Source organism: Sphingomonas sp. UYAg733, from assembly GCF_054057355.1.
Genome location: NZ_JBSRZE010000003.1, coordinates 56,642 through 77,862, shown reverse-complemented (window position 1 = coordinate 77,862; position 21,221 = coordinate 56,642). Strand labels below are relative to the sequence as shown.

The window sequence follows — 21,221 nt, the reverse complement described above, 5'->3', positions numbered from 1 at the left end:
GCAACCCGAGGAAACCGATGGCCGCTTCTGATACCGATCTCGCGAACGCAATCCGCGCGCTTGCGATGGACGCGGTGGAGGCCGCCAATTCCGGCCATCCAGGTATGCCGATGGGCATGGCGGACGTCGCGACCGTGTTGTTCACACGCTATCTGAAGTTCGACCCGGCCGACCCGCACTGGCCGGACCGCGATCGTTTCGTGCTGTCGGCCGGCCATGGCTCGATGCTGATCTACGCGCTGCTCCATCTGACTGGTTATGAAAAGCCGACGATGGACGACATTCGCAACTTCCGGAAACTTGGCAGCCCGTGCGCCGGCCATCCGGAGAATTTCGAACTCGCCGGCATCGAGGCGACGACCGGACCTTTAGGGCAGGGATTCGCGATGGCGGTCGGCATGGCGGTCGCCGAACGTCATCTCAATGCGGTGTTCGATGGCGATCTGGTCGATCACAACACCTGGGTGATCTCGGGTGATGGCTGCCTGATGGAGGGCATAAATCACGAAGCGGTCGGGCTCGCCGGGCATCTCGGCCTGGGCCGGCTCAATGTGCTGTGGGACGATAATCGCATTACCATTGACGGTGCGGTCAGCTTGTCGTCGAGCGAGGACATCCCCGCACGCTATCGTGCGAGTGGCTGGCATGTCGCATCGTGCGACGGTCATGACGTGGCCGATATCGCGCGCGCGATGGATGAAGCACTGGCCGACCCGCGCCCTTCGCTGATCCAGTGCCGCACGATCATCGGCAAGGGCGCCCCTAACAAGCAAGGCACCTCGGCGACTCATGGCGCCGCGCTGGGTGCCGCCGAAGTGGCCGCGGCGCGTGAGACGCTCGGCTGGAGCTCGGCGCCGTTCGAGATTCCGCAAGATATTCGCGACACCTGGCTAGAGGCAGGCAAGCGCAGCGTCGAGGTTCGCAAGGCTTGGATGGAACGTCTGGCAAGCCATTCGGATCGGGCCGAATTCGAGCGCCGTATGGTGGGCGATATCAAGGCAAGCGATGCTGTCGCAGCAGCCTTTTCCAATTGGGAAAAAATGCCAGCTTCGGTGGCGAGCCGCAAGGCATCGGAACTGGCGCTGGAAGGTCTTGTGGCGGCGATGCCCGAATTGATCGGCGGCTCGGCCGACCTGACCGGGTCCAACAACACCAAGGCCAAGGCGCAGGGGCCGCTGACCCGCGACGATTATGCCGGACGATATCTCTATTACGGCATCCGCGAATTCGGCATGGGCGCGGCGATGAATGGCATGGCGCTGCACGGCGGCGTTATTCCCTATGGTGGCACTTTCCTGGTGTTCAGCGACTATGCGCGTCCCGCGATCCGCTTGTCGGCGATCCAGCAGACCCGTGTCGTCTATGTCATGACCCATGATTCGATCGGGCTCGGCGAAGACGGCCCGACGCATCAGCCGATCGAACATCTGATGAGCTTGCGCGCGATCCCCAATCTCGACGTCTATCGCCCGTGCGATTCGGTCGAGACGGCGGAATGCTGGGCTCTTGCGCTGGAAAAGAAGACCGGCCCCGGTCTGCTCGCATTGTCGCGGCAGAATCTGCAACAGGTTCGTACCGGTGGCGAGATGCTCAGCGCGAAGGGCGCGTACCGCCTGCGCGAAGCGAACGCCGCACGGCGCGTCGTGCTGATCGCGACCGGGTCCGAAGTACAACTGGCGGTGTCGGTCGCTGACCGCCTTGAAGAACATGGCATCGGTGCCGATGTGGTTTCGATGCCGTGCACCTCGCGCTTCGATGCGCAGCCCGACGCCTACCGCGCCGATGTGCTGCCGGCTGGTGCGTTGCGCGTCTCGATCGAGGCGGGCGCGACCTGGGGGTGGGAACGCTATACCGGCGATACTGGCCTGCGCTTTGGCATCGACAGCTTCGGCGCCTCCGCGCCAATCGAAGCACTATATGAGCATTTCGGCCTGACCGCGGACGCGATCACGCCACAGATCATTGCGAAACTGGAAGCTTGAGGGAGACGATTCGATGACGGTCAAGGTTGCGATCAACGGGTTCGGGCGTATCGGGCGGCTTGTCGCGCGTGCGGTGCTGGAGCGGGGCGATACCGGGTTGGAACTCGTCGCGATCAACGATCTGGCAGATGCCAAGTCGAACGCGTGGCTGTTCAGCCGCGATTCGGTGCACGGCAAATATCCCGGCAAGGTCTCGGCCGAGGGCCAGGACCTGGTGGTTGACGGCAAGCGCATCCGCGTCACCGCCGAGCGTGACCCGGCGAACCTGCCGCACAAGGAACTGGGCGTCGACATCGTGCTCGAATGCACCGGTTTCTTCACCGACCGTGAGAGTGCGCAGAAGCATCTCGATGCGGGGGCAAAGAAGGTGCTGATCTCTGCCCCGGCCAAGGGCGTCGACCTGACCGTGGTGTACGGCGTCAACAACGACAAGCTTGAGGCTGGGCACAACATCGTCTCGAACGCATCGTGCACGACCAACTGCCTGGCGCCGGTCGCCAAGGTGCTGAACGACGCGATCGGCATCGAGCGCGGCCTGATGACCACGATCCATGCCTATACCAACGACCAGAAGATCCTCGACCAGATCCATCCCGATCTGCGCCGCGCGCGTGCCGCCGGCATGTCGATGATCCCGACCACCACCGGCGCCGCGCGTGCCGTCGGTGAAGTGCTGCCCGAACTGAAGGGCAAGCTCGATGGCTCGGCGATCCGGGTGCCGACCCCAGACGTCTCGCTGATCGACCTGACCTTTACCCCGTCGCGCGACACGACCCGGGAGGAGGTCAATGCGATCCTCAAGGCCGCGTCGGAAAGCGCTGTTCTCAAAGGCATTCTCGACTACACCGACGAGCCGCTGGTTTCGATCGACTTGATGCACACCTCCGCATCATCGACCGTGGACAGCCTGGAAACCGCGGTGCTCGACGGCAAGCTGGTCCGTGTGGTCAGCTGGTACGATAACGAATGGGGCTTCTCCAACCGCATGGTCGACACCGCCGGCGCAATGGCCAAGTTCATCTGATGGGCACGCTCGTCATGCCAGCGCTGGCTGGCATCTCCTCGTTCGAGCCGGATCGCTCGCCACAGGGAGATCCCGGCCTTGGCTGGGGTGACAGCAAGAATGGCATTGAGGGTGCCATCGGCGTGATCGCCGGTATTGCCCGCCATGCCCGTGCCAAGGCGCCGATGGAGGTGATCGAGCGCGCGGTGGTGACGCTCGACGGCGGCATCACCGGGGATCATCGCGGCGTGCGCAAACCCGGCGCATCGGGCAAGCGCCAGGTGACGCTGATCGAACGGATCGACTGGGATGCGGCGATGGCCGAGGTCGGGCATAACATTCGCTGGTACGAACGGCGCTGTAACCTGCTGGTCGACAGGTTGGACTTGCCGCAACTGGCCGGTACGCGATTGCGTATCGGCGCGGATGTGCTGCTTGAAGTGACGCGCCAGACCAACCCGTGTGAGCGGATGGAGGCATTGGCGCCGGGATTGTTCGCGGCACTGCTGTCAGACTGGCGCGGCGGCGCATGTACGCGTGTTCTTGCCGGCGGCACGATCGTCGTCGGCGATATGATCAGGATTGAAGAAACATGACCAGGTCCTTCAAGACGCTCGATGATATGGGCGATATTTCGGGCAAGCGCGTGCTCGTGCGCGAGGATCTGAACGTGCCGATGGCCGGCGGTGCGGTGACCGACGATACGCGATTGCGCGCGACCCTGCCGACAGTGACCGAACTGGCGGAAAAGGGCGCGATCGTCCTGATCCTGGCGCATTTCGGGCGGCCCAAGGGCCAGCGTAACCCGGAATTGTCGCTGGCGATGTTGACCAAACCCTATGAGGTCGTGCTTGGCCGCCCGGTTCGCTTCATCGGCGATTGCGCCGGTGCGGAAGCCGCAGAAGCGGTCGCCACGCTACAGGCGGGTGACGTCGCGATCCTCGAGAATACGCGCTTCCATGCCGGCGAAGAAAAGAACGACCCCGCTCTGGTCGCCGAAATGGCCAAGCTCGCCGATTTCTACGTCAACGATGCCTTTTCCGCCGCGCACCGCGCGCATGCATCGACCGAGGGGCTGGCGCATGTCCTGCCGGCCTTTGCCGGTCGCGCGATGGAGACGGAATTGGACGCGCTCGACAAAGCTCTGGGCAATCCCGAGCATCCAGTCGCGGCGGTGGTCGGCGGCGCCAAGGTGTCGACCAAACTCGACGTGCTCAAGCATCTCGTTGCCCGCGTCGACCATCTGATTATTGGCGGCGGCATGGCCAACACTTTCCTCGCTGCGCGCGGCGTCAATGTCGGCAAGTCGCTGTGCGAACACGACCTGACCGGTACCGCCGAAGAGATTTTCGACGCGGCGGAACGCGCCAATTGCACGATCCATCTGCCCTATGACGTGGTGGTGGCGACGGAATTCCGCGCCAATCCGCCCGTTCGCACCGTCAATGTGCATGAAGTGGCGGCCGACGAGATGATCCTCGATGTCGGCCCCGCCGCAGTCGAGGCGTTGGCTGACGTGCTGAAGAATTGCCGCACCCTGGTGTGGAACGGCCCGATGGGCGCGTTCGAGACGCCGCCGTTCGATATGGCAACGGTCGCGCTGGCAAAGACCGCGGCGGCGCTGACCCGCGACGGCTCGCTCGTTTCAGTGGCGGGCGGCGGCGATACCGTCGCGGCGCTCAACCAGGCAGGTGTCGGCGGCGATTTCACCTTCGTTTCGACCGCCGGCGGCGCCTTTCTGGAATGGATGGAAGGCAAGGAACTGCCCGGCGTCGCCGCGCTCTCGCGTTCACGCTAGACATTCGCTGCATCGCAGCATAAACTGTCCGTGATTTGGTCATTTCGTTGGGGCTCTCGAGACCCCGCGGGCGCGGTCGGCTTTGCCGGCGCCGTGTTCCATGACTGGATCACGCTCGTAGGAGCACTTGCCTGCCACGCAAGAATGACGGTTCACGCCGTCCCTTTGGATAGCTCATCGGGAGAGCAACAGATTTGTAATCTGTGTGTAGCGGGTTCGAATCCCGCTCCAAAACATGCCCCTGAAAAGGCATTTCATGTGGGAAGGCCGGTGGGATATTCAGGTTGAAGGAAACGCGCCGAGGCCTTGGCCGACGCGCCGATCCCGACGCCACCTGGTTTCCGGCTTTGTGCCGGCGAGGATACCGGCAGGCCGCGCGGCGACGCGGTTCTCCTTCCAGGCTCGGGCCACGGCCCGTTCGCTGTGGGGGCGTCTAACCGCCAACCGGCCAGCCTCAATCGCCGAACCGCCGCGTGACGGAGAACATCCCCCGGCCGACCTTCCCGGCCGCCGTCTCCCAGAGCTAACGGTTCAAGATATGCACATTTCGTTATATGGTGCAGTGCAGCATTTTATACTTGCGCCCGTAACGATCCACGCCTAACCGCCCCCTCCCGCTTGGCAATTGGGCTTGGCGGACGAAGAGGAGGACGGCGATGATCCGCAAGGAATTCATTGTTGCCGAGAACCAGCGCGGCCTCTTCGTTAAGGATGGCCGCCTGCTTCAGATGCTCGATCCCGGACGCCACGCGTTCTGGGATTGGAATAACCGGCTCAGCGCCGAGATCGTTACCGCACAGGGCGTATTCAATTCGTCCTGGGCTGCGATCATCGAAAAGCTGCACCCGGCGATGGCGGCCGAGTATTTCATGGTCGTGCGGCCCGGCGAAGGCCAGGCGGCGGTGGTGTGGCTCGATGGGCGGGCGTCGCTGATCGTACGGCCGGGCCAGGCGGTGCATGTGTGGAAGGTGCTCAACGACGTTCGCGTCGAGACCTTCGACGTGCTCGCCGACGCGCGGTTGGGCAAGGCGCAACTGGTGGCGTTCGAAAAGGCCGATACGGTCACGGGTGGGCTGGTCGCGGCGATCGCAATCGTATCCGTGGCGGAAGCGCAGGCGGGGCTCGTCTTCTTCGACGGAGAGCTTGTCGAGACGCTGAAGCCAGGTCGTTACGGCTATTGGCAGATCGGCCGCAAGGTTACTGCCCGGACGCTCGACACGCGGCCACTGCCGCTCGAGGTGACCGCGCAGGAGATCCTGACGCGCGACCGTATCTCGATCCGGGTGACGCTCACCAGCTTCGTGCAGGTGACGGACGTGGAGAAGGCCGCGCTCGCGACGCCGGATTACCAGGCGCACATCTATAAGCTCGTCCAGTTCGCGGTCCGTGAGGCCGTGGGCGGGCGGACGCTCGATGAGGTGCTCAACGACCGCGAAACGGTCGATGCGCAGATCGTCGGTCATGTCCGGCGCGAGCTTGGTGATATCGGTGTGGTCGTGACCGAACTCGGCGTGAAGGACGTCATCCTTCCCGGTGAGATGCGGGAGCTGCTCAACAAGGTGATCGAGGCGGAGAAGCTCGCTCACGCGAACCTGATCCGCCGGCGCGAGGAGACTGCGGCGACGCGCTCGCTGCTCAACACGGCAAAGCTGATGGAGGACAACCCCACGCTGCTGCGCCTGAAGGAGCTTGAGAGCCTCGAGCGTATCACCGAGAAGATCGGCCGGATCGATGTGCATGCGAGTTCGGGCGAGGGGCTCAATGCCGTCCTCGACCGGCTCGTGCATCTAAAGCCGCGTGACTGACCGGAACGGGGAGGGGCCATTGGCCTCTCCCCGTTTCAATATCGCAGTACCGCACTATTGCGTTGGAGCGGGCTCCCTGAGCAACGGCACCAGATTCTCGTTCAGATCGTCAAGATCGAACGATGCCGCCTTGGCATAACGGATTCGTCCGCTGCGATCGATGATATAGTTGGTCGGGACGGCTTTGATCTGCCCATAAGGCCCGGAGATTTTCCGCGCTGCCGGGATCTTCATCACTGCGAACAGCTTCTTCAACTGGTACACCGGCAGCGATCCCTCGGTCGTGATGGCGAAAACCCTGAGTCCGTTCTTTTTTTGCATGTCGTAATAGCGGTCTAGCAACGGCAGTTCCGCTCGGCACGGCACGCACCAGGTTGCCCAGAAATTCAGCACGATGACATTGCCGCGCAACTGTTCGAGCGTGACCTTCGATCCATCGACCAGGGTGATTTCAAAGGGCGGCGCCATGTCGCCGACCTTTGGCGGCCGCGACGCGCCGAGCAGCAATGTCGCTGCCGCGCCAATCGCGAACACCCTGAAAAATCGCGACAATCGAGTTGCCATTGGCCCGTTCCCCCTATTGGTGCGAACCTGTGATACGATACCGATCACGTCAAGCGCGGCGATCCATGCGCGCGCATTGTTGCCCGATCCGCGCTCGCCCGCTAACAGCCGCGCCAACACCTTATTCATGCACAGGGGACAATGATGACGCCGATCGTGAAGGCCATTCTCGACAAGTACGAGTCCGACAATGCCGGCGTGAAGGCGAATCTCGCGCGCATCCTGATGCAGGGCAAGCTTGGCGGCACCGGCAAGCTGATCATCCTGCCGGTCGATCAGGGCTTCGAACATGGCCCGGCGCGCAGCTTCTCGGTCAACCCCGCGGCTTATGACCCGCATTACCATTATCAGCTCGCGATCGATGCCGGCCTGTCGGCCTTTGCCGCGCCGCTCGGCATGATCGAAGCCGGCGCCGCAACCTTCGCGGGCCAGATCCCGACCATCCTGAAGGTCAACAGCTCGAACAGCTGGGCGACCAGCGCTAATCAGGCGGTCACCGGCGGTGTCGAGGACGCAGTGCGGCTTGGTTGCTCGGCGATCGGCTTCACCATCTATCCCGGTTCGGACGATCTGTTCGAGATGATCGGCCAGATCCGCGAACTGTCGGCCGAAGCCAAGTCGGTCGGCATCGCAACCGTTATCTGGTCCTATCCGCGCGGTGGCGCGCTGCCCAAGTCGGGCGAACTCGCACTCGATGTCGGCGCCTATGCTGCGCACATGGCAGCGTTACTCGGCGCGCATATCATCAAGGTGAAGCTGCCGAGCGACCATATCGAGCAGAAGGAAGCCAAACCAATGTACGAGGGCACTGACTGGTCGAAGCAGTCGGACCGCGTGCGTCACGTCGTGCAGTCGAGCTTCGCCGGCCGCCGCATCGTCATCTTCTCGGGCGGCGCGGCCAAGGGCATCGATGCGGTCTATCAGGACGCGCGCGACATTCGCGACGGCGGCGGCAATGGCTCGATCATCGGGCGCAACACCTTCCAGCGCGAGCGCGGCGAAGCACTTGCCATGCTCGAAAAGCTCGTACGCATCTATAAGAACGAGGAGTGAGCGACCGATGGTAAAGGACGGGGCGATCGCCGGGCGGCGTGCCTTTGTCGGCGGCGCCTTTGCGATCGCGCTGATCGGCCTGCCGTCAACCGCGATGGCGGAAGAGGGTGAGATGTACGGCATGATCGGCCGGATGATCGCCAAGCCTGGCCAGCGTGACGCGCTGGCCGCGCTGCTCACCTCTGGGTCCGATACGATGCCAGGCTGCCTCAGCTATGTCGTTGCCGAGGATCTCGCCGATGCCGATGCGTTGTGGGTGACTGAGGTATGGGAGAGCAAGGCAGCGCATGATGCGTCGCTGAAATTACCCGCCGTGCGCAACGCGATCACCAAGGGCCGTCCGCTGATCGCCGGTTTCGACAGCAGTGCCGAGACGCGGCCGATCAGCGGTGTTAAGGGCGCGCGATGACTGATTTCATCGACGACCCGCTCGGCCCGCTCGACCCGAATTTCGCGGCGCGCTTCACGCGCGACATCCGGCGGCCACCGTGCCAGCTTTACCTGATCTCGCCGCTCGATGTCGGCGGCACTTTCCCCGACCGGCTGGCGCGTGCGCTCGACGCCGGGCCGGTGGCGGCATTCCAGTTCCGTGTGAAGGATGTCGACCAGCACGAGGCCGCGCGGCTGGGCGAGCCGCTACGCGCGATCTGCGCCGAGCGTGACGTTGCATTCATCGTCAACGACAGCATCTCGCTCGCCAAAAGATTGGAAGCGGATGGCGTGCATCTCGGCCAGGAAGATGGTGACCCGCGCGAGGCGCGCTCGGTGCTGGGGCCGACCGCGCAGATCGGTGTGACCTGCCACGACAGCCGCCATCTGGCGATGGAAGCGGGGGAGGCGGGGGCGGACTATGTAGCGTTCGGTGCCTTTTTTCCGACCACCACCAAGACCGTCAGCCATGTGCCCGATCCGGTGATCCTGAGCTGGTGGTCGACCGTCTTCGAAGTCCCGAGCGTCGCGATCGGCGGCATCACGCCTGGCAACGCGCCGCCATTGATCGCGGCGGGTGCCGACTTTATCGCGGTTTCCCATGCGGTATGGGGCGGTGACGAGGCGGCGGCAGTCAAGGAGTTCGCGGCGGTGCTGGGATGAACGAGGCTTTCGACGGCGGCTGCGAATGCGGCGCGGTGCGTTATCGGATGCACGGCGCACCGATCACGACCAATTGCTGCCATTGCCGCGACTGCCAGCGCATCACCGGGTCGGCGTTCGCGATCAATGTCATGACGGAAACCGGTTGGATAGAAATCCTCCGGGGCGAACCGATCGTGCGCAGCCTGGAGCGTGGAGACAAGGGCGATACGCGGGCGTGGCGTTGCGGGGTATGCGACACCTTGCTCTACGCCGATCACCCGATGTTCGGCGACAAGGCGCGTTTCGTGCGTGCGGGGACGCTGGATCGGGGCGAACTCCTGACCCCCGATGCGCATTATTTCACGCGGTCGAAACACCCCTGGGTGATGATCCCCGAGGGTGTGGCGCAATTTCCGACGCTACCCGAAAATGGTGTCGGCGTGGACCTGGGCGAGGAACGTACGGCGCGGCTGATGGCGACGTTCGCAGGGTAGCTGCTGCCACGCTGTCCCACGCGCTACCGTCCACCCTGAGCCAGTCAAAGGCTGCTCACCACAGACGCGACGTCGTTTTGCATGCAGGCCCCGACAGACTCAGCGCGAACATTGTTTGGCCCCAGGTGCGGCGGGGCGGTCAAAAATCAGGCGTCATTCCGAGTGGGCGATCTCCACCTCTCCACGCAAATCGCTATCGCGCTTCCCTTGGAACAGCGTGCGGTTGATATTCGTCATGTGAAAGAGCGGGCGGCGGTTGCGAGGCGTCGTCTGGATTGGACTAGCGGTTGCACAAGCGAGATTGAATCGGCGATATTGGCCACCTGAAGCCGCAGCGTTCTGATGCGCCGCCATCAACCAAATTCCCGTTGCCGCGGGAATTTTCATGGAAAAACGCTTTTTTGCGGGAAGCTGCGGGAAGCTGCGGGAAAAACTGCGGGAAAATCGGTGAGCCTGCACAGGTATTTGTTGAAGGCCCTGCGGGAATATCGGGAAGACTGGGGCGGCACAGTGGCTCAACCCCAGAGACCCCAGCCTTCGCTGGGGTGACGTATCTGCGGCATTCGGCAAGTTGGATCGACGTTAAACCGATAGCGGGGCGCGTCGATCCCCGTCAGCGCGTTACCAGTGACGCACGCGTCCGGTATCGACATGGACGAAGCCGTCGCGCGGATAATAGCCGACGCCACCACCACCTAGCGCCAGCGCCGCGCCTCGCAGCCGATCGAGCGAAACGCCCTGGATCATGATATCGGTCGCTTTGCCCAGCATATGCTGGCTCTGGCTCGCCACGCCGGTATGCGCGCCACCACGCACGCGCAGTGCCGCATTGGTGTCGGGCGAGCGATAGCCGGAAATCAGGTCGATCTTCCGCCCGCCCCTGACGTCGAGCTTCTCGCGCAGCTGAACCAACAGCCCGAGCAGTTGGCGATCCATCGGGAATATCTGACCGGTGCGCCAGTCGCGCAAGCCATGGTTCAGTTCGGCGAGGCCGTCGGCGACGAAATTGCCGTTCCGCGCGAACACGGCATCGACGGTCTCGTTGGTGTGGACGTTGCGGATCGCCAGACGCCATTCGGCGCCGGCCGCCATGGCGGGCAGGGGCATGGTAAGGGCGGCGCCCCCGGCAAGGCCGGCGCCGAGCAGCGAGCGCCGGGATATCATTGGCGATGATGTCTGCTGAGAAATGGAAACAAGCCCCCGGTCCGTCGTTATCTGCATGGAATATATGTAGGGGATTGAGATTATGAGAAAAATAACGGTGGGCGCGGCCTGTCTGGCAATTGCAACTCTTGGTCCCGTTTATGCCTTGGCCCAGGGAACAAAAGCTGCTGCCGCGCCGACGCTTGATCGCTCCATTCTTCATGTTCAGGTGATTCTCGACCATCTCGGCTTCTCGCCCGGCGTCCTCGACGGTCGCTCGGGCAAGTCGTTGGTGGCCGCGTTGAAAGGGTTTCAGGAATCGCGCGGTCTGAGGGAAACCGGCGAAATGGATCCGGTCACGCTTCGTGCGCTCTATCCCTTTCGCGCGCTTCGTCCGACTCGAACACTCGCCCTGGCGGCGACGACGCTAGCTGGCCCCTATACCGACCCACTGCCCAAGGAGCCGGCGGACCAGGCCAGATTGCCGGCGCTCGGATACCGATCGCCGTTGGAAAAGCTCAGTGAGATGTTCCATACAACGCCGGCCGTGCTGGTCGAACTCAACGGGCTGACGGCGAAACTGACGCCAGGTTCGCCGATCGTCGTTCCTAATGCGCTGCCAGCGTCGCGTGATTATGATTCGAAACTGTCCCCCGAATGGCGCAAGACACTCGCCGATCTGAACGTCGACGCCAATCAACCCCAAGGGACGAAAGTGGTGGTGGACAAGTCCGATGAGGTGCTCCGCGTGCTCGACAAGGACGGCAAGTTGATCGCCCAGTTCATGGCGACGATGGGCAGCAGCAACGATCCGCTGCCGATCGGCAGCTGGACGATCAAGGGGGCGTCCTACAATCCCCCCTTCCATTATAACCCGAAACTGTTCTGGGACGCAGACAGCAGCGACAAGGCGGCGAAACTGCCGCCCGGCCCGAACGGACCGGTCGGGGTGATCTGGCTCGACTTGTCCAAACCGCATTACGGCATCCACGGCACCCCCGAACCGAGCACGATCGGGCGCGCGGAAAGCCATGGCTGTATCCGTCTGACCAATTGGGACGCGGCGCGGCTGTCACTGATGGTCAAGCCGGGGACGCCCGCCGTGTTCCAGCCCTGAGCATTTTGCGCAAATTGGGCTATGGCCTGCTGATCGCTTTCCTGGCGTTGATCGGCGTGTGGGTCGCGTTGCTGATATTCCTGCCCGATGCGGCCCGGACCGTGAAACCGGCCGAGCCGCTGAAGGTTACGCAGAACGGCGCGCCGGCGCCCGCGCTGGCGGTGCCGGTTGCGGGCATCCGGCGTGAAGCGTTGAGCGATAATTGGGGCGATCCACGCGATAATGGCCTTCGCGCGCACCACGGCACCGATATCATGGCGCCGGCCAACACGCCAGTGCTTGCCGCCGCGCCCGGTACGGTCGAGAAGCTGTGGACCAGTGCGGCGGGAGGAACGACCATCTATGTCCGTTCACCGGGGCGCGACTGGATCTATTATTATGCGCATCTCGCGGCTTATGCGCCGGCCCTGCACGAAGGGCAGGCGGTCAAGGCCGGCGACCAGATCGGTTTCGTCGGCGATACAGGCAATGCGGGCGCCGGCAATTACCATCTGCATTTCGGCCTGGCGCGCACGACGCCCGAACAGCATTGGTACGAAGGGCAGGATGTCGATCCCTACCCCTATCTTGCCGGAAAGCCCGCCCCCGGCTAAAGGCCCCGCTTCGCTCTTTCCAGCAGGTATAGGTCATGAAGATCAACGCGGTCGAGATTCGTCCCGGCAACATTCTCGAATATGAAGGCGGCATCTGGCGCGCGGTCAAGATCCAGCACACCCAGCCGGGCAAGGGCGGGGCCTATATGCAGGTCGAGATGAAGAACCTGATCGACGGCCGCAAGAACAATGTCCGCTTCCGCTCCGCCGAGAGCGTCGAGCGCGTCCGCCTCGACACGGTCGATTTCCAGTTCCTGTTCCGCGAGGGCAATACGCTGACCTTCATGGACAAGAATAATTACGAGCAGATCACGCTCGACGCCGATATCCTCGGCGATGCGGCGGCGTTCCTGCAGGACGGCATGGATGTCGTGATGGAGTTGTGGGAGGAGCGCCCGATCTCGGTGCAGTTGCCTGACACGATCGAAGCGCTGATCATCGAGGCCGACGCGGTGGTGAAGGGGCAGACGGCATCATCGTCCTACAAGCCCGCGATCCTCGAAAACGGTGTTCGCGTGATGGTCCCGCCGCATATCGGCGCGGGCACGCGGATCGTGGTCGATGTCTATGAGCAGACCTATGTGAGGCGGGCCGACTAGCCTTCCTTCCTTGCCCTCCCTTTATGGGAGGGGTTGGGGTGAGTGGCGAGCGTAGCGAGCGTAGCGAGCCTCTCAACCTCACCACTAATAGCTGCGGAGCAGGCATTGAGCCTCCTCCGCCGCTGACCCACCCCCAACCCCTCCCTTGAAAGGGAGGGGGGAGTAAAACATGGTTTCCCATTCCGGCCTGATGACTGTCATGGATCGCGCCGCGCGCAAGGCGGGGCCGCGGCTGCGTCGTGACTTTAACGAGGTCCAGCAATTGCAGGTCAGCCGCAAGGGCCCGGCCGACTTCGTGACGATCGCCGACCAGCGCGCCGAACAGACCTTGTTCGAGGAATTGTCGCGTGGCCGGCCCGATTGGGGGTTTCTGATGGAGGAGCGCGGCGAAGTCGCCGGCGATCCCAACAAGCCGCGCTTCATCGTCGATCCGCTCGACGGCACGTCGAACTTTCTCCACGGAATCCCGCACTTCGCGATCTCGATCGCGGTCGAGGAAACGTTGCCTAACGGCAAACGCGAGGTGACGTCGGCGCTTGTCTATCAGCCGCTGACCGATGAAGCCTTTTGGGCGGAAAAGGGCAGGGGTGCTTGGGTTCAGTCCGAACGGTTGCGCGTATCGGCACGGCGTGACCTTGCCGATTCGCTGATCGCGACGGGCATTCCTTTTCTTGGCCATGGCAATTTTGCCGAATGGAGCCGGATCTTCGGTGCGATCGCACCCGAAGTCGCCGGCATCCGCCGCCTCGGCTCGGCCGCGCTCGATCTCGCCTGGGTCGCGGCGGGGCGCTTCGACGGGTTCTGGGAATCGAGCCTGCAGCATTGGGACACCGCGGCGGGCATGTTGCTGGTCAAGGAAGCGGGCGGATTCGTCACTGATTTCCGCGGTGGCGAGAAGATGGTCGAGCGCAGCGAATATCTCGCGGCGAACGACGTGCTTCAATCAAAACTGCACAAATTGCTTGCGAACGCGCTGCGGTGATCTGGCTGGCGGCCCTGCTTGGAATCATCGCCCAGGCCGCCATCGACCCGCCAGAACCCGCCATCCTGCTGACCGTACCGGCCAGCCATCGGCTGATCGAAGGCATCGCCACCGATGGCGAAACGGTGTGGCTGAGCAGCGTCGTCGATCGCCGGATCCTGGTTTGGCGGCGCGGAAAGCCGATACGCTCGATAGCCATGCCGTCGGGCACCGCGCGGCCGATTGGGCTGGCTTATGACGCCATGCGCCAATGGATCTGGATCGCCACCGATTGCCCGAAGATCGCGGCCGAAGGCGTGTGCGACAAGGGCGCGCTGATCGCCATCGACCGGATTGGAAGACTGAAGGCGAGGCTCGCGCCGGCCGATCGCGACGCCCATTTCGGTGACGTGTCGGTCGCAAGCGGCGTGGTGCATGTCGGCGATTCCTCGAACGGCTCGGTCTATCGCTGCCGTGATGCCTGTACGGCGCTGGAAACCGTCATTCCGCCCGGGGTCAACCGCAGCGCGCAATCAACCGCATCCTATGGCGATGGCCGGTTGCTGGTGGCGGATTATTCGGTCGGCATCGTCAGTGTCGATTCGGCGGGGAATCAGACGCCGATCCTGCGCGAGGACGAACGGCCATTGCGCGGTGTGGATGGGCTGGCGCGGGCAGTGGACTGGTTCATCGGGGTGCAGAACAGCCAGAGCCCCGGCATCGTCCTTGCATTTCGGCTGGCGCCGGACGGCAAGCACATGACCAATCTGCACGTACTGGGCGGTGAATCCGGCTTCCCCGAGCCGACTCAGATCGTCGTTGCCGGCGACAGCATTTACGTCGTGGTCGATGCGCAATGGGCCGCTTATGATCCCGCTGGAACCGCGCCACGCCCGGCGCAGCGAGCGACGCCGATCCTTATCCTGCCGGTGCCCGTCAATGCGCCCTAATTGCGAGTGATTCTCATGGCCTGTGCCCTTGCTCGACTAGGGTCATCGGCCTAAAGCCGCCGCATCACTTCGCACATGCGAGAGAACCTTGGTCGACCTGTCACAATATCTGCCGATCCTGCTGTTTCTGGGCGTCGCTATCGTCCTGTCCAGCGCATTCGTATTCCTGCCGATGATCGCGTCGCGTTTCACGGGGTCGCACAAGCCGACTGCGGAGAAGCTGACCGAATATGAATGCGGCTTTCCCGCGTTCGAGGATTCGCGCAGCCAGTTCGACGTGCGTTTCTATCTCGTCGCGATCCTGTTCATCATCTTCGATCTCGAAGCCGCCTTCCTCTACCCCTGGGCGGTCAGTGTGTTCGACCTCGGCTGGACGGCGTGGATCTCGATGATGATCTTCATTGCGGAGCTTGCGCTCGGCCTTGTCTATGCCTGGAAGAAGGGAGCGCTGGAATGGGAGTAGAACTCACCGCGCCGCCGCCCGCCGGTAGCTTACCCGATGTGTCGTTCCTCAACGACATTAACGGCGAGATCAACGACAAGGGTTTCCTGGTCACGTCCACGGAAGACCTGTTTCAATGGGCGCGCACCGGATCGCTATGGTGGATGACCTTCGGGCTTGCCTGCTGCGCGGTCGAGATGATCCATGTGAATATGCCGCGCTACGATCTCGAACGCTTCGGCGCCGCGCCGCGCGCGTCACCGCGTCAATCGGATGTGATGATCGTCGCCGGCACGCTGTGCAACAAGATGGCCCCGGCACTGCGCAAGGTCTATGACCAGATGTCGGAGCCGAAATACGTCATCTCGATGGGCTCGTGCGCCAATGGCGGCGGCTATTATCATTACAGCTACAGCGTCGTGCGCGGGTGCGACCGGATCGTACCGGTCGATATCTATGTCCCGGGCTGCCCGCCGACCGCCGAAGCCCTGCTTTATGGCATCATGCAGTTGCAGCGGAAGATCCGTCGCGTGGGAACGATCGAACGGTGAGGGCGCCCGCACCGGCTTATGCCGCGAATGACGGCATCATCGATTCGGCGGCGAGCGTGCTCGGCGCGGCGTTGCTGTCGTCGCTCGACGCTGTCGGAGAGGTCGCGCTGAGCGTGGATCGCGTGTCGCTGGTCGACACGATGATCGCGCTGCGCGACACGCCCGGCCTCGAATATCAGCAGCTGATGGAGATTGCCGGGGTCGATTACCCGAATCGCGAAGAGCGGTTCGAAGTGGTCTATTGCCTGCTCTCGCTGACCCGCAACCACCGCATCCGTGTTCATGTCCAGACCGACGAAGAAAAGCCGGTGCCGTCGGTGACGGGCATCTGGCCGGTCGCCGGGTGGCTCGAGCGTGAAGTGTACGACATGTACGGCGTGCTGTTCGAGGGCAACCCCGACCTGCGCCGCATCCTGACTGATTATGGTTTTCGCGGCCATCCGCAGCGCAAGGACTTTCCGCTCTCCGGGTTTGTCGAGCTGCGCTATTCGGAAGAAGCGAAGCGCGTGGTGTACGAGCCGGTCAAGCTGGCGCAGGATTTCCGCACGTTCGACTTCACCTCTCCCTGGGAGGGTGCCGAATATGTCCTGCCGGGCGACGAAAAAGCTGCCTTGCCCGAGGCAAAGGGCGCGCCGACGCCATTGAAGGCCGACGAGATCGTCAAGGCCGATGCGGCAAAGAGCGAAGCCAAGGCGCCGCCGCCCAAGCCCAAGACCACGGAATCGCCAGCGCAGACCGGCGTCGGCAAGGCCGAACCCGAAGCCAAGCCGAAACCCGCCGATCCGGATGTAGTGAAGGCGCCGCGCAAGCCGCGCGCCGCCAAGCTTGCTGCGTCGGATACCGCGCCATCCAAGCCGCGTACGCGCAAGAAGCCGGATACGAACAATGGCTGATCATCTCGACGCCATCGAGCACAAGATGGATGCCGCCGATCCGACTCCGGGTGATGTGGAAATCCAGAACTACACGATCAATTTCGGCCCGCAGCATCCCGCCGCGCACGGCGTCTTGCGTCTGGTGATGGAGCTCGACGGCGAGATCGTCGAGCGCGTCGATCCGCATATCGGCCTGCTCCATCGCGGCACCGAGAAGCTGATCGAGTACAAGACCTATACCCAGGCGCTGCCTTATTTCGACCGCCTCGATTACTGCTCGCCCTTGTGCATGGAGCACAGTTTCGTGCTCGCGATCGAGAAATTGCTCGATCTCGAAGTGCCGATCCGCGCGCAATATCTCCGGGTGTTCTTCGCCGAGCTGACGCGCATTTCGAACCATATGCTCAATCTCGGCAGCCATGTCATGGACGTCGGCGCGATGACGCCGAACCTGTGGCTGTTTGAGATCCGCGAAGACTGCATGAACTTCTTCGAGCGCGTTTCGGGCGCGCGCATGCACTCGGCCTATTTCCGGCCCGGCGGTGTGCATCAGGATACGCCGCTCAAGCTGTTGACCGATATTGCCGATTGGCTCGACACGCGCTTGCCGCGTTTGTTCGAGGACGCGATCAGTCTGGTCGCCGACAACCGCATCTTCAAGCAGCGCAATGTCGACATCGCCACGGTCAGCCGCGACGATGCGGTGAAATGGGGCTTTTCCGGCCCGATGATCCGCGGCTCGGGCATCCCATGGGATCTGCGCAAGTCGCAGCCTTATGACGTCTATGCGAAGATGGATTTCGACGTGCCGGTCGGCACGCGCGGCGATTGCTATGACCGTTTCATGGTGCGCGTCGAGGAAGTGCGTCAGTCGGCACGGATCATGAAGCAGTGCCTGAACGAAATGCCCGACGGGCCGATCGCGTCGCTCGACCGCAAGGTCGTACCGCCCAAGCGCGCCGAGATGAAGCGTTCGATGGAGGCACTGATCCATCACTTCAAACTCTATACAGAGGGCTTTCATGTGCCGGCGGGCGACGTCTATGTCGCGACCGAAAGCCCCAAAGGCGAGTTCGGCGTGTATCTCGTCGCAGACGGCAGCAACAAGCCATACCGCTGCAAGATCCGCCCGACCGCGTTCAGCCATCTCCAGGCAATGGATTTCATGGCCAAGGGCCACATGCTTGCCGATACCACTGCCATTCTCGGCGCGATGGATATCGTGTTCGGGGAGTGCGACCGGTGAACAAACGCAATGTATTTTATGCGTTCGCAATTGTGGCGCTGCTCGGCAGCTACTTCGTTGAAACGCAAGGTCTCGATTACCTGAGATTTCCGCTGTACGGGCTGGCTGCGGTGCTTGGTTTCATTGGATATTCCTCACCACCTGAAGAGCAAGATGGCTGAAGCACCCAAAATCCCAGACGAGGCCGAGACCCGCGCGCGCTGGGGCGCGTTTGCGTGGACCGATGAGAATCAGGCAAAAGCGAACGAGATCCTCGGTCGCTATCCCAAGGGGCGCGAGCAATCGGCGTCGCTGCCCTTGCTCGATCTCGCGCAGCGCCAGGTCGGTGCGGAGACGCAGACCCAAGGCTGGCTGCCGGTTCCGGTGATCGAGTTCGTCGCCCGCGTGATCGGCGTGCCGTACATGCGCGTTTACGAGGTCGCGACCTTTTACACGATGTTCAACATGGCGCCGGTCGGCCGTTACCATGTGCAGGTGTGCGGCACGACGCCGTGCATGCTCGCCGGGTCGGACGATGTGTTGTCGGCATGCAAGAATCATGGCCTGATCAAGGGCAAGACCACGCCCGACGGGCTGTTCACCCTGACCGAAGTCGAGTGCCTCGGCACCTGCGCCAATGCGCCGATGGTTCAGATCAACGACGATAATTACGAAGACCTGGATTACGACCGCACCACCGCGATCCTCGATGCGCTGGCCGCGGGTAACACGCCGCCGCCGGGATCAACCACCGGGCGCAGGAGCAGCGAACCCGCCGGCGGGCCGACCACGCTCAAACAGATGGTCGACGAGAACCACGATTATCGGGGGGAATGGGCATGAACAAAAACACCGTCATCACCATCCTCGCGATCATCGGCGGGCTGGTTGTCCTTGGCTGGGCGCTCAAGCTGACCTTCAAGCTGCTTGGCCTGCTGATCGTGATCGGCATCGGCCTGGCGATCTATTTCGCCGTGCAGAGCGCGACAGGGAAGGGCAAATAATGCTCGCCGACAAGGATCGCATCTTCACCAACGTCTATGGCTTCCAGCCATGGAACCTTGCCGCCGCGCAAAAGCGTGGCGACTGGGACAATACCAAGGCGCTGATGGCGCTCGGTCAGGACGCGATCATCGACAAGATGAAGGCATCGGGCCTGCGCGGTCGTGGCGGCGCGGGTTTCCCGACCGGCATGAAGTGGAGCTTCATGCCCAAGGAACCGAAGCCCGACCGGCCGAACTTCCTGGTCATCAATGCCGATGAATCCGAACCCGGTTCGTGCAAGGACCGTGAGATCATCCGCCACGATCCGCACAAGCTGATCGAGGGCGCGCTGATCGCCGGCTACGCGATGCGCGCGCGTGCCGCCTATATCTACATTCGCGGTGAATATATCCGCGAGGCGGAGACATTGTTCGCGGCGGTGGCCGAGGCATATGACAAGGGCCTGCTGGGCAAGAACGCCTGCGGTTCGGGTTATGATTTCGACGTCTTCGTCCATCGCGGCGCCGGCGCGTATATCTGCGGCGAAGAAACCGCGATGCTCGAAAGCCTGGAGGGCAAGAAGGGCCAGCCGCGCCTGAAACCGCCATTCCCGGCCGGTGCCGGACTGTATGGCTGCCCGACCACGGTCAACAATGTCGAATCGATCGCGGTCGTTCCGGCCATCTTGCGGCGCGGCCCGGAATGGTTCGCGGGTATCGGGCGCGAAAAGAATGAGGGCACCAAGCTCTTCCAGATCAGCGGGCATGTGAACCGCCCATGCGTCGTCGAAGAGGAAATGGGCATTTCCTTCCGCGAACTGATCGAAGTGCATTGCGGTGGCATTCGTGGCGGTTGGGATAATCTGCTCGCGGTTATTCCGGGCGGATCGTCGGTGCCTCTGGTGCCGGCAGCCGAGATCATGGACGCGCCGATGGATTTCGACGGGCTGAAAGCGCTTGGTTCGGGCCTCGGCACAGCGGCGGTGATCGTCATGGACAAGTCGACCGACATCGTCCGCGCGATCAGCCGCATCTCCTATTTCTACAAGCATGAGAGCTGCGGCCAGTGCACGCCGTGCCGCGAAGGAACCGGCTGGATGTGGCGCGTGATGGAACGGATGCGCACCGGCGATGCCGATGTGTCGGAGATCGACACCCTGTATCAGGTGACCAAGCAGATCGAAGGCCATACCATCTGCGCGCTCGGCGACGCGGCGGCCTGGCCGATTCAGGGCCTGATCAAACATTTCCGCCCCGAGATGGAGCGGCGGATCATCGAGAAACAGGGCGGTGGATTGTCGCCGATGATGGAGGCGGCGGAATGAGTATCGCTTTCGGCCATATCGGACCGCGCTTCTGGATGGGCTGCCTTGTCGCTGGCTTTGGCGGAGTCTCATTCGTTGCTCAGGCGCAAATAAATTCGCCGAACGCCGCGATCATTCCATCGGAGGGCAAAGCCACGATGAATCAGACGCGGCTCACAATGTATCGATACGCGAGTTGCGTTCTGAAGCAGCGTCGCAAGAAAGTTGATACTTACCTCGCTACCGAACCGGAATCGTTTGAATCCCGGCAGCTGGCGCGCGGTCTTGGAATGGCCGAATGTCTAGCGAATGGACAGTTGAAGTTCAACGACGTGATTTTTCGCGCGGGCCTTTACGATGCATTGTATCGCTCACGGTTTGCTCGAACGGCCGTCGATATCGGCAATGCTCCTCACATAAAATATTATAGTAGTTCGGCTGAGTCGCCGCCGGCGGCTGGCGATTGGATGAACATGCGCGAGTTTGCCGAGTGCGCTGTTAGAAAAGCGCCCGACAAGGCTCGAGGTTTAATTCTCAGTGCCGTTGCAACGGAAGAGGAAACGAATGCCTTTCGGCAGATCACACCTGCCCTCTCTGCGTGCATGCTCAGCAACATGACGATCAGGTTCTCGCCGACGTTGTTGCGGGGCTATATAGGCGAAATATTGTATCGTTTGTCGGCGGCATCGCCGAGCAAAAGCTAGG

General features: G+C 62.6%; 26 protein-coding genes and 1 tRNA gene. 24 read left to right on the top strand and 3 right to left on the bottom strand.

Annotated elements, in window-relative coordinates:
- Window positions 1–17: 17 nt before the first annotated feature.
- From tkt to ACVWZA_RS07750, 6 genes are all read left to right on the top strand, one after another.
- Window positions 18–1,982: a transketolase gene (tkt, locus tag ACVWZA_RS07775; RefSeq protein ID WP_457310625.1), complete on the top strand. Its 1,965-nt coding sequence runs from the start codon at window positions 18–20 to the stop codon at window positions 1,980–1,982.
- 13 nt (window positions 1,983–1,995) lie between these two features.
- Window positions 1,996–3,006: a type I glyceraldehyde-3-phosphate dehydrogenase gene (gene gap, locus ACVWZA_RS07770; RefSeq protein ID WP_457310624.1), complete on the top strand. Its 1,011-nt coding sequence runs from the start codon at window positions 1,996–1,998 to the stop codon at window positions 3,004–3,006.
- Window positions 3,006–3,581 carry an MOSC domain-containing protein gene (locus ACVWZA_RS07765; protein ID WP_457310623.1) on the top strand — a complete coding sequence of 192 codons (576 nt, stop codon included), beginning with the start codon at window positions 3,006–3,008 and terminating at the stop codon, window positions 3,579–3,581. Before gap ends, ACVWZA_RS07765 begins: the two co-directional genes overlap by 1 nt.
- On the top strand, window positions 3,578–4,783 hold the full coding sequence (locus ACVWZA_RS07760; protein ID WP_457310622.1) for a phosphoglycerate kinase: 1,206 nt from the start codon (window positions 3,578–3,580) through the stop codon (window positions 4,781–4,783). Before ACVWZA_RS07765 ends, ACVWZA_RS07760 begins: the two co-directional genes overlap by 4 nt.
- 163 nt (window positions 4,784–4,946) lie before the next feature.
- A tRNA-Thr gene (locus ACVWZA_RS07755) sits at window positions 4,947–5,018 on the top strand.
- A gap of 421 nt (window positions 5,019–5,439) precedes the next feature.
- Window positions 5,440–6,588: a slipin family protein gene (locus ACVWZA_RS07750; protein WP_457310621.1), complete on the top strand. Its 1,149-nt coding sequence runs from the start codon at window positions 5,440–5,442 to the stop codon at window positions 6,586–6,588.
- A gap of 54 nt (window positions 6,589–6,642) precedes the next feature.
- On the opposite strand, the gene ACVWZA_RS07745 is transcribed toward ACVWZA_RS07750, so the two are convergent.
- Window positions 6,643–7,152 (bottom strand): TlpA family protein disulfide reductase, encoded by a 510-nt coding sequence (locus tag ACVWZA_RS07745; RefSeq protein ID WP_457310865.1) that lies wholly within the window; start codon window positions 7,150–7,152, stop codon window positions 6,643–6,645.
- A 144-nt stretch (window positions 7,153–7,296) separates the two neighbouring features.
- Here ACVWZA_RS07745 and ACVWZA_RS07740 point away from each other — a divergent pair, with 144 nt between their 5' ends.
- From ACVWZA_RS07740 to ACVWZA_RS07725, 4 genes are read left to right on the top strand one after another with little or no spacing between them, the layout of a single operon-like run.
- Window positions 7,297–8,205 (top strand): class I fructose-bisphosphate aldolase, encoded by a 909-nt coding sequence (locus ACVWZA_RS07740; protein WP_457310620.1) that lies wholly within the window; start codon window positions 7,297–7,299, stop codon window positions 8,203–8,205.
- Window positions 8,206–8,212: 7 nt separating this feature from the next.
- Complete coding sequence (locus tag ACVWZA_RS07735) at window positions 8,213–8,614, top strand: putative quinol monooxygenase (protein ID WP_457310619.1); 402 nt, start codon at window positions 8,213–8,215, stop codon at window positions 8,612–8,614.
- Entirely contained in the window at window positions 8,611–9,297 is a 687-nt protein-coding gene (gene thiE, locus ACVWZA_RS07730; RefSeq protein ID WP_457310618.1) for a thiamine phosphate synthase, read from the top strand. Before ACVWZA_RS07735 ends, thiE begins: the two co-directional genes overlap by 4 nt.
- Entirely contained in the window at window positions 9,294–9,773 is a 480-nt protein-coding gene (locus tag ACVWZA_RS07725) for a GFA family protein (protein WP_457310617.1), read from the top strand. The genes thiE and ACVWZA_RS07725 overlap by 4 nt, the downstream gene beginning before the upstream one ends.
- Window positions 9,774–9,926: 153 nt before the next feature.
- On the opposite strand, the gene ACVWZA_RS07720 is transcribed toward ACVWZA_RS07725, so the two are convergent.
- Together ACVWZA_RS07720 and ACVWZA_RS07715 are read right to left on the bottom strand one after the other, a co-directional pair.
- On the bottom strand, window positions 9,927–10,160 hold the full coding sequence (locus ACVWZA_RS07720; protein ID WP_457310616.1) for a hypothetical protein: 234 nt from the start codon (window positions 10,158–10,160) through the stop codon (window positions 9,927–9,929).
- Between the two features lie 234 nt (window positions 10,161–10,394).
- On the bottom strand, window positions 10,395–10,937 hold the full coding sequence (locus tag ACVWZA_RS07715; protein ID WP_457310615.1) for a DUF882 domain-containing protein: 543 nt from the start codon (window positions 10,935–10,937) through the stop codon (window positions 10,395–10,397).
- An 82-nt stretch (window positions 10,938–11,019) separates the two neighbouring features.
- On the opposite strand from ACVWZA_RS07715, the gene ACVWZA_RS07710 reads away from it, so the two are divergent.
- The 14 genes from ACVWZA_RS07710 (at window position 11,020) to ACVWZA_RS07645 (ending at window position 21,220) form a co-directional block, all read left to right on the top strand.
- Window positions 11,020–12,033, top strand: coding sequence for a L,D-transpeptidase family protein (locus ACVWZA_RS07710; protein WP_457310614.1), 1,014 nt, complete (start codon window positions 11,020–11,022; stop codon window positions 12,031–12,033).
- Window positions 12,034–12,038: 5 nt separating this feature from the next.
- Window positions 12,039–12,626 (top strand): M23 family metallopeptidase, encoded by a 588-nt coding sequence (locus ACVWZA_RS07705; RefSeq protein WP_457310613.1) that lies wholly within the window; start codon window positions 12,039–12,041, stop codon window positions 12,624–12,626.
- A 35-nt stretch (window positions 12,627–12,661) separates the two neighbouring features.
- Complete coding sequence (gene efp / locus ACVWZA_RS07700) at window positions 12,662–13,225, top strand: elongation factor P (RefSeq protein WP_457310612.1); 564 nt, start codon at window positions 12,662–12,664, stop codon at window positions 13,223–13,225.
- 169 nt (window positions 13,226–13,394) lie between these two features.
- The gene (locus ACVWZA_RS07695; RefSeq protein WP_457310611.1) at window positions 13,395–14,207 is read left to right on the top strand and encodes an inositol monophosphatase family protein; all 813 of its coding nucleotides are present in this window, start codon (window positions 13,395–13,397) and stop codon (window positions 14,205–14,207) included.
- Window positions 14,204–15,136: a hypothetical protein gene (locus tag ACVWZA_RS07690; RefSeq protein WP_457310610.1), complete on the top strand. Its 933-nt coding sequence runs from the start codon at window positions 14,204–14,206 to the stop codon at window positions 15,134–15,136. The genes ACVWZA_RS07695 and ACVWZA_RS07690 overlap by 4 nt, the downstream gene beginning before the upstream one ends.
- Window positions 15,137–15,224: 88 nt before the next feature.
- On the top strand, window positions 15,225–15,599 hold the full coding sequence (locus ACVWZA_RS07685) for an NADH-quinone oxidoreductase subunit A (RefSeq protein WP_457310609.1): 375 nt from the start codon (window positions 15,225–15,227) through the stop codon (window positions 15,597–15,599).
- Complete coding sequence (locus ACVWZA_RS07680) at window positions 15,590–16,129, top strand: NuoB/complex I 20 kDa subunit family protein (RefSeq protein WP_457310608.1); 540 nt, start codon at window positions 15,590–15,592, stop codon at window positions 16,127–16,129. Before ACVWZA_RS07685 ends, ACVWZA_RS07680 begins: the two co-directional genes overlap by 10 nt.
- Window positions 16,126–17,022, top strand: coding sequence for an NADH-quinone oxidoreductase subunit C (locus ACVWZA_RS07675; RefSeq protein WP_457310607.1), 897 nt, complete (start codon window positions 16,126–16,128; stop codon window positions 17,020–17,022). The genes ACVWZA_RS07680 and ACVWZA_RS07675 overlap by 4 nt, the downstream gene beginning before the upstream one ends.
- Window positions 17,015–18,250 (top strand): NADH-quinone oxidoreductase subunit D, encoded by a 1,236-nt coding sequence (locus ACVWZA_RS07670; protein WP_457310606.1) that lies wholly within the window; start codon window positions 17,015–17,017, stop codon window positions 18,248–18,250. Before ACVWZA_RS07675 ends, ACVWZA_RS07670 begins: the two co-directional genes overlap by 8 nt.
- A complete protein-coding gene (locus ACVWZA_RS07665) occupies window positions 18,247–18,411 on the top strand; it encodes a hypothetical protein (RefSeq protein ID WP_457310605.1) in 165 nt (54 codons plus the stop codon). The genes ACVWZA_RS07670 and ACVWZA_RS07665 overlap by 4 nt, the downstream gene beginning before the upstream one ends.
- Window positions 18,404–19,072 (top strand): complex I 24 kDa subunit family protein, encoded by a 669-nt coding sequence (locus ACVWZA_RS07660; RefSeq protein WP_457310604.1) that lies wholly within the window; start codon window positions 18,404–18,406, stop codon window positions 19,070–19,072. The genes ACVWZA_RS07665 and ACVWZA_RS07660 overlap by 8 nt, the downstream gene beginning before the upstream one ends.
- Entirely contained in the window at window positions 19,069–19,233 is a 165-nt protein-coding gene (locus ACVWZA_RS07655; RefSeq protein ID WP_457310603.1) for a hypothetical protein, read from the top strand. Before ACVWZA_RS07660 ends, ACVWZA_RS07655 begins: the two co-directional genes overlap by 4 nt.
- Window positions 19,233–20,537 (top strand): NADH-quinone oxidoreductase subunit NuoF, encoded by a 1,305-nt coding sequence (nuoF, locus tag ACVWZA_RS07650; protein ID WP_457310602.1) that lies wholly within the window; start codon window positions 19,233–19,235, stop codon window positions 20,535–20,537. The genes ACVWZA_RS07655 and nuoF overlap by 1 nt, the downstream gene beginning before the upstream one ends.
- Window positions 20,534–21,220, top strand: a complete 687-nt coding sequence (locus tag ACVWZA_RS07645; RefSeq protein WP_457310601.1) for a hypothetical protein — start codon at window positions 20,534–20,536, stop codon at window positions 21,218–21,220. Before nuoF ends, ACVWZA_RS07645 begins: the two co-directional genes overlap by 4 nt.
- Window position 21,221: the final 1 nt, after the last annotated feature.

What these genes read in the sequence shown, in the direction of transcription:
- ACVWZA_RS07715 (WP_457310615.1), bottom strand. Translation starts at nt 10,937, where the DNA reads ATGATATCCCGGCGCTCGCTGCTCGGCGCCGGCCTTGCCGGGGGCGCC.
- nuoF (WP_457310602.1), top strand. Translation starts at nt 19,233, where the DNA reads ATGCTCGCCGACAAGGATCGCATCTTCACCAACGTCTATGGCTTCCAG.
- ACVWZA_RS07745 (WP_457310865.1), bottom strand. Translation starts at nt 7,152, where the DNA reads ATGGCAACTCGATTGTCGCGATTTTTCAGGGTGTTCGCGATTGGCGCG.
- ACVWZA_RS07750 (WP_457310621.1), top strand. Translation starts at nt 5,440, where the DNA reads ATGATCCGCAAGGAATTCATTGTTGCCGAGAACCAGCGCGGCCTCTTC.
- ACVWZA_RS07695 (WP_457310611.1), top strand. Translation starts at nt 13,395, where the DNA reads ATGGTTTCCCATTCCGGCCTGATGACTGTCATGGATCGCGCCGCGCGC.
- ACVWZA_RS07680 (WP_457310608.1), top strand. Translation starts at nt 15,590, where the DNA reads ATGGGAGTAGAACTCACCGCGCCGCCGCCCGCCGGTAGCTTACCCGAT.
- ACVWZA_RS07720 (WP_457310616.1), bottom strand. Translation starts at nt 10,160, where the DNA reads ATGAAAATTCCCGCGGCAACGGGAATTTGGTTGATGGCGGCGCATCAG.
- ACVWZA_RS07660 (WP_457310604.1), top strand. Translation starts at nt 18,404, where the DNA reads ATGGCTGAAGCACCCAAAATCCCAGACGAGGCCGAGACCCGCGCGCGC.
- ACVWZA_RS07740 (WP_457310620.1), top strand. Translation starts at nt 7,297, where the DNA reads ATGACGCCGATCGTGAAGGCCATTCTCGACAAGTACGAGTCCGACAAT.
- gap (WP_457310624.1), top strand. Translation starts at nt 1,996, where the DNA reads ATGACGGTCAAGGTTGCGATCAACGGGTTCGGGCGTATCGGGCGGCTT.
- ACVWZA_RS07735 (WP_457310619.1), top strand. Translation starts at nt 8,213, where the DNA reads ATGGTAAAGGACGGGGCGATCGCCGGGCGGCGTGCCTTTGTCGGCGGC.
- ACVWZA_RS07710 (WP_457310614.1), top strand. Translation starts at nt 11,020, where the DNA reads ATGAGAAAAATAACGGTGGGCGCGGCCTGTCTGGCAATTGCAACTCTT.
- thiE (WP_457310618.1), top strand. Translation starts at nt 8,611, where the DNA reads ATGACTGATTTCATCGACGACCCGCTCGGCCCGCTCGACCCGAATTTC.
- efp (WP_457310612.1), top strand. Translation starts at nt 12,662, where the DNA reads ATGAAGATCAACGCGGTCGAGATTCGTCCCGGCAACATTCTCGAATAT.
- ACVWZA_RS07655 (WP_457310603.1), top strand. Translation starts at nt 19,069, where the DNA reads ATGAACAAAAACACCGTCATCACCATCCTCGCGATCATCGGCGGGCTG.
- ACVWZA_RS07670 (WP_457310606.1), top strand. Translation starts at nt 17,015, where the DNA reads ATGGCTGATCATCTCGACGCCATCGAGCACAAGATGGATGCCGCCGAT.
- ACVWZA_RS07645 (WP_457310601.1), top strand. Translation starts at nt 20,534, where the DNA reads ATGAGTATCGCTTTCGGCCATATCGGACCGCGCTTCTGGATGGGCTGC.
- ACVWZA_RS07760 (WP_457310622.1), top strand. Translation starts at nt 3,578, where the DNA reads ATGACCAGGTCCTTCAAGACGCTCGATGATATGGGCGATATTTCGGGC.
- tkt (WP_457310625.1), top strand. Translation starts at nt 18, where the DNA reads ATGGCCGCTTCTGATACCGATCTCGCGAACGCAATCCGCGCGCTTGCG.
- ACVWZA_RS07725 (WP_457310617.1), top strand. Translation starts at nt 9,294, where the DNA reads ATGAACGAGGCTTTCGACGGCGGCTGCGAATGCGGCGCGGTGCGTTAT.
- ACVWZA_RS07765 (WP_457310623.1), top strand. Translation starts at nt 3,006, where the DNA reads ATGGGCACGCTCGTCATGCCAGCGCTGGCTGGCATCTCCTCGTTCGAG.